The sequence below is a fragment of the Alienimonas sp. DA493 genome (assembly GCF_043951915.1).
GTDB lineage: Bacteria > Planctomycetota > Planctomycetia > Planctomycetales > Planctomycetaceae > Alienimonas.
The window spans coordinates 1-6,182 of the sequence record NZ_JBINJD010000232.1 but is presented as its reverse complement, the minus strand read 5'-3'; the positions used below and the strand labels follow the sequence as shown (position 1 = coordinate 6,182).

Annotated in this window: 3 protein-coding genes and 2 tRNA genes; 3 read left to right on the top strand and 2 right to left on the bottom strand. The window is 70.0% G+C overall.

Going from position 1 to position 6,182, the window contains the following annotated elements:
* Window positions 1–8: 8 nt before the first annotated feature.
* Together ACG2DA_RS21345 and ACG2DA_RS21340 are read right to left on the bottom strand one after the other, a co-directional pair.
* The gene (locus tag ACG2DA_RS21345; protein ID WP_395258520.1) at window positions 9–242 is read right to left on the bottom strand and encodes a hypothetical protein; all 234 of its coding nucleotides are present in this window, start codon (window positions 240–242) and stop codon (window positions 9–11) included.
* Between the two features lie 8 nt (window positions 243–250).
* Window positions 251–1,513, bottom strand: coding sequence for a lactate racemase domain-containing protein (locus ACG2DA_RS21340; RefSeq protein WP_395258518.1), 1,263 nt, complete (start codon window positions 1,511–1,513; stop codon window positions 251–253).
* A gap of 263 nt (window positions 1,514–1,776) precedes the next feature.
* On the opposite strand from ACG2DA_RS21340, the gene ACG2DA_RS21335 reads away from it, so the two are divergent.
* The 3 genes from ACG2DA_RS21335 (at window position 1,777) to ACG2DA_RS21325 (ending at window position 5,650) form a co-directional block, all read left to right on the top strand.
* The gene (locus tag ACG2DA_RS21335) at window positions 1,777–5,265 is read left to right on the top strand and encodes an SNF2-related protein (protein WP_395258517.1); all 3,489 of its coding nucleotides are present in this window, start codon (window positions 1,777–1,779) and stop codon (window positions 5,263–5,265) included.
* 181 nt (window positions 5,266–5,446) lie between these two features.
* Window positions 5,447–5,520 (top strand) — tRNA-Ile (locus ACG2DA_RS21330).
* Window positions 5,521–5,577: 57 nt separating this feature from the next.
* Window positions 5,578–5,650 (top strand) — tRNA-Ala (locus tag ACG2DA_RS21325).
* The last annotated feature ends 532 nt before the right edge of the window (window positions 5,651–6,182 follow it).

The following is a 6,182-nucleotide window of genomic DNA, read 5'->3' as shown; positions in this document are numbered from 1 at the left end:
CCTCCGCGTTACAGGTGAGAGACGTGCGAGCGGGCGGGATCGCCGCCGATCAGCACGAAATAAGTACCGCAAACCCGGCAGCGATGAGCGGTCGTGCGGGCGCCCTCGCTGCCGGCGACGAGGTGCAACACCGGTGCGGACGAGCAGCGCCGCCCGCCGCAGGCAGGGCAGACGACCCGCGGCAAAGTGTGACGGTGTAGGAACAGGCCGGCGACCGCGACGGCGAACAGACCGAGTTCCACCCCCGGCATCACTCGTTCTCCAGCCGGTACAGCATCTCGCCGGCCTTACGGACCAGCAGGACGCCTTCGTCCTCCCGGTCGGCGTAGTCCTCGACGTTGATCGTCGCGGGGTCGCGGTAGCCGAGGTTCAACACCTCGCACTCCTCCGGCGGGATCTGCGAGGCGAGCGTCACCTTCACCCGGGGCGTCTCGACGCCGTTCTCGTACGTCCCGCCGCCGCGGACGTGGGTGCTGTGGGCCAGGGTGCCCCAGGGTTCGTGCTTGAACTTGTCCCACTGCTTCAGGAAGTAGTCCCGCACGTGGTAGCCGACGCGGCGGATCGCCTCGCCGTGGGTCTCGGAGACCTCAGACAGGTGCGGGGCATAGATGATCAGTTCGCCGCCGTCGGCGACGACGGGCTCCAGCTTGTACATGCATTTGCCGGCGACCCACAGCTCGTCGTACATCGGCGGGGCGCAGCTGAGAACCGTGTGGAACGGCTTCGGCTTGCGGGTGATGTGCACCCGCTCCGACATCTCGGACGCCTCCCGCCAGGCCGACTCCGGGGTGCCGTAGTACAGGCCGTACAGGTCCGCTTTCGGATCGACGACGAAGGTGAGGGCCCGCCGCTCGACCGGGATCAGCTTTGCCGCGGCGTCCACGACCCGGCGGACGGGGGTGTCCGGCACGCCGATGATCCCGGCGTTGGTGACGATCGCCCCGAGCCAATGGAAATAGTTCAGCAGCTCCGGGCCGCTGATGCCGGGGAAGAAGTATTTGTTGCCCCCGCTGAAGCCGACGACCTCGTGCGGGAACACCGGGCCGAGGACCAGCAGCAGGTCGTAGTCTTTCACCCGAGCGTTGATCGTCACCGGCACGCTGTCCGGCAAGGTGCCGCGGGAGAGTTCGGCGGCCTCCGGGCAGGGGAGGTCGCCCAGCGGGGTGAGGGCCTGCGGGTTGTCCCACTCGTGGTTGAGCAGGGAGACGCCGGGGAACCGCTCCTCCCGCGTGGCCGGGTCGATGCCCAGCAGCGCCTCGATGCGGGCCTGCGGCATCGGCGGGTGCGTGCCGAGGGCGACCATCACGTCCAGCCCTTTCGCCCCGGCCTCTTTGAGCCGGTCGTGTACCGCCGGAAACAGGACCGGCAGCGGGGCGGTGCGGGTGTGATCGGGGACGATCAGCAGCACCCGTTTGCCGGCGACGTCGGCGGCGGGGATCAGGTCGTTGACGCGGCCCGGAACCGAGGCGGTCGGGAGGGTCGGCGGCGGAGCGGTGGGGGAGGAATCGGTCACGGCGGCCGATCCTACCGCCGAGCCCCGGAGGGGGCACGCCGGGGGAGGCGTCGGGGGTGGCGCCGGGGCGGGGCACCTTGACGGGTCGGCTCACGCCCCGGACCATGCCCGACTGCGCGGCGGAACCGTTCCGCGGCCCACACCGTTCTCCCGGCTCGCCCGGGCGCCCCACTCACGGAAGACAAACGGCCCCGGTCCGCCCGCCCCCGTTCGCCCCTCGCACGGGGGCCGTTCCGGGGCGGCGGCGGGGCGTCACCACGCTCATGACGCTGGCCGAATCGCTTCAAAAACAGTTCCGGGCCGACTTGCGGTTCCGCGGAGCCGGATATCTGGACGCCGACCGCGTCACCCAACTGGCGCTCACGCCGGACAAGCTCGTCGCCGCGGTTCAGGAGAAATCGGGGGAGTTCACCTGCGATCTCGACCGCACCGGCGGCACGCTGCGGATGAGCTGCACCTGCCCGCAGTCCGGCAAGCTGGGCGTTTGCAAGCACCTCTGGGGCGCCGTGTTGCTGGCGGACCGCGACAAGCTGCTCACCGGCCCGGTGCGGGGCGGGGAGGTGCCGCCCTTCGCCGCCGAGGACCCCGCCTCCGCCGACTTCGGCAGCGCCTGGGACTTCGACGACGATGACGACGACGACTTCGCCGCCGGCCCGTCCTCCCGTTCCTACGCGGCCCCGGCCGGCGGTCTGTTGGGCGACGAGCCGGAGGAGGAAGAGGACGAGGCGAGCGTCGCCACGCTGAAGCGGCCCGCCGCCGCCCCGCAGGAGAAGGCCCGCCCCTGGGAGCGGGCCCTCGCCGGCGTCGCCGCCGAGGTCGCCGCCCCCCGCAAGGGCAGCAGCGCCGAGCGGCAGATCTTCTACGAACTCGACCTGCCCGCCAGCCGCAAGGAGCGGCGGATCGTCATTCAGGTCTCCCAGCGTCAGCGGCGGGCCAGCGGCCAGTGGGGCAAGCTGAAGGCTCTCCGCGTCCGGCCCGGCGACCTCGACACCATCGAGCGGGAGGAGGACCGCACTGTCCTCGCCTACCTGTTCGGCGGCGTCGCCGAGCGGGACGCCAAGGACGGCAAAGAGACCGGCGTCTACCGCTTCCACCTCGCCCACGAGTTGGCCGAACGCCTGTTGCCGCTGATGTGCGGCACCGGCAACGCCCGCATCCTCGACGCCGGCGAGAAGGCCGGATCCCTCACCTGGGACGGCGACGAGCCGTGGGAACTCACGGCCGCGCTTCGGGAAGTCTCCCCGCAAGAGTCCCGCCGGGAGTCTGAGGGAGAGGAAGACTCCGAGACGGGAGACAACGAGGAGTCCGACGAGACGCTGGAGTCCGCCGACTCGGAGCGGGAGGATGAGGAGAAGGACGGGGACGTCTCCCTGCGGCTGGCCGTCGAGCTGACCCGACCGGACGCGATTCGCAAAGCCGAGGATGCCGACCTGTTGCTGCCCGGCGGCCTCGTGCTGCTGGACAACGCTCTTAGCCCGGTGATCGACTTTGGCGCCTACGACCTCGCCGAGCGGATCGGCCAGTCGGACGGCATCGTCATTCCGAAGGCCGAGGCCCACGAGGCGGTCGAGAAACTGTTCCGCCTGCCGGTCCTCCCCCGGCTGGAACTGCCGGACGACCAGCGGTTGGAAGAGGTGCGGGTCGAACCCGGCCGCGAACTGCGGATCTCCAGCGGCTCCACCGTGGGCGGCCGCCTGCCGGACCGGGCCACCGGGGCCGTGCGGTTCCGCTACGACGGCGAGCCGATCGCCGGCGGCGACCCCCGCTGGGCGATCGTCAACAGCGAGGCCCGCAAGTGCCTGCTGCGGGACCTCGACGCCGAGGCCGCCGCGTGGGATCAGCTGCGGGACGTCGGCTTCCGCCGCCTCGCCAGCAAATCGGCCGGCGGCGTAGACGTGGAGATCGCCATCGGCGACCTCGGGCAGGCGGTCCGGTCGCTGACGGACGCCGGCTGGCTCATCCGGGCCGACGACAAGCCGGTTCGCCAGGCCGGCGAACTGAAGTTCCAGGTCAAAAGCGGCATCGACTGGTTCGAGCTGCGGGGCGACGTCACCTTCGGCGACGCCACCATCGCCCTGCCGGACCTGCTCGCCGCCCTGGCCCGCGGCGACGACGCGGTGCGGCTCTCCGACGGCTCCCTCGGCATCCTTCCGGCCGCTTGGGCGGAGCAGCTGGGGCTGCTCGCCGGGCTGGGCAGCGAGGAGGAGGACCACATCAAGTTCTCCGCCAACCAGGCCGTCCTGCTGGACACCCTGTTGGGGGCGCAGGAAGAGGTGGAGTACGACGAGCAGTTCACCGCCCTCCGCGAACGCCTCCGCGGCCTCACCGGCGTGGAGCCGGCCAAGGAACCGGAGGGCTTCGACGGCGCCCTGCGGGAGTACCAGCAGAACGGCCTCGGCTGGATGCGGTTCCTGCAGGACACCAACCTCGGCGGCTGCCTCGCGGACGACATGGGCCTTGGCAAGACGGTCCAGCTGCTCGCCCTGCTCCAGGGCCGCAAGCGGCGGGCGGAGGAGGAGGGCGAGCACCTGCCCTCGCTGGTCGTGGTGCCTCGGTCGCTGCTGTTCAACTGGGCCAGCGAGGCCGAACGCTTCACCCCGGAGCTGAAGGTCGTCGAGTACACCGGTCCGGACCGTCACCGCCTGCGGGACGACTTCGCCGGCCTGGACCTCATCCTCACGACCTACGGCACCCTCCGCCGGGACGTGATGGACCTGAAAAAGCAGCACTTCGATTACGTCGTGCTGGACGAGGCGCAGACGATCAAGAACGCCTCCTCGCAGGTTTCCAAAGCGGCCCGGCTGCTGAAGGCCCGCCACCGGCTGGCCCTCTCCGGCACGCCGATCGAGAACCACGTCGGCGACCTGTGGAGCATTTTCGAGTTCCTTAACCCGGGAATGCTCGGCCGCAGTTCGCTGTTCCGCCGCTACGCCGCCGACCCGGACGACAAGCAGGCCCGCGACCTGCTCGCCAAGGGCATCGGCCCGTTCGTCCTTCGCCGCACCAAGGCCGAGGTCGCCACGGACCTGCCTTCGAAGACCGAGATGACCCTCTCGGTCGAACTCGAAGGCGAACAGCGCCGGCTTTACGAGGAACTGCGGGACCACTACCGCCAGAGCCTGCTCGGCAGCGTGAAGGAGCAGGGCCTCGGCAAGACGCGGATGCACGTGCTCGAAGCGCTGCTCCGCCTCCGCCAGGCCGCCTGCCACCCCGCCCTGCTGGGCGAGGACAGCGCGGAGATTCAGTCCGCAAAGGTCGAAGCCCTGATCCCCAAGCTGCTGGAACTGATCGACGAGGGCCACAAGGCCCTGGTCTTCAGCCAGTTCACCAGTTTCCTCGGCCTCGTCCGGGAGCGGTTGGAGCAGGAGGGCATCCGCCACGAATACCTCGACGGCCGCACCCGCGACCGCGGGGAGCGGGTGGACCGCTTCCAGAACGACCCCGACCTCGGCGTGTTCCTCATCAGCCTGAAGGCGGGCGGCTTGGGCCTGAACCTGACCAGCGCCGACTACGTGTTCCTGCTGGACCCTTGGTGGAACCCGGCCGTGGAGGCGCAGGCGATCGACCGGAGTCACCGCGTCGGCCAGGAGCGGCCGGTGTTCGCCTACCGCCTGATCGCCCGCGACACGATCGAGGAGAAGATCGCCGAGTTGCAGCGCAAGAAGACGGAACTGGCCGACGCCGTGCTGAACCAGGACGAGAGCGTCGTCAGCGGCCTCAGCGTCGAGGACGTCGAGCGGCTCCTCTCCTGAGGAGCGGGCGGCGACTGTGCGGAGCGGAGAGGGGGGCGAACCCGTGCGGGTCGTGCGGTGTCCGCCGGTCGGTTTCCCCGGGAAACGCGATCGCGGGCGCCGCACACTGGACGCCCCGCCGCTTCTCCGCAAGAATCCGCCCCCGGGAGCAATCCCGGGGACCTCGTTCCCGCGGGGTCACGGGCGTGTAGATCAGTTGGTTAGATCGCAGCTCTGATAAAGCTGAGGTCGGAGGTTCGAGTCCTCCCACGCCCACTCGCGTCGAGGCCCGAGGTTTCCGGTAACGGGGACGTCGGGCTTCTGTCGTGTTACGGGGACTTAGCTCAGCTGGGAGAGCGCCTGCTTTGCAAGCAGGAGGTCAGGGGTTCGATCCCCCTAGTCTCCATTCGTCGCCCGCCGGCGGTCCGAGGTGCGGACCCGGAGCTGTGGCCCAAAAAGGGCGGGGCGGCGTCGCAAGTTAGAATCTTCTCTCCGAGTCCCGACCAGCGGATCGGCCGCGCCCCTCAGTCGGCGGTGCCTCTCAAAGTGAGGTCGCCGGCTGCTGTCTGGAGGACCCGCGCGAACAGTCGATGAGCAGTCGATGAAGGGAGAGGAAAGCGCAGAGTCTTCGTGGCGGGAGGGGCACCGCAACTGGACGCCCGTGCGGGTCACAGGTGGCTTCCTACGGCCGCGAAGCCGGCGCCGAAAGTTTTCTCGGAACACGCCGACCGCGGCGTTGACGGCCCGGGGAGCGGCCCGTATCTTTCTCCTCCCGCGAGTGAGCGACGCCGACCGGCGACGCGAAACCCGCGGGGGGGCGCGGTTTGAGACGAAGGCGGCCCCTGGCCGGCCGACGGCTCCGCGTCCGGCTGATTCGCCCTTCGTGGCGTTCCGCTCTTTGACAACTTGTTCGTGTCCGAGTGGCATCTTGAAACGAC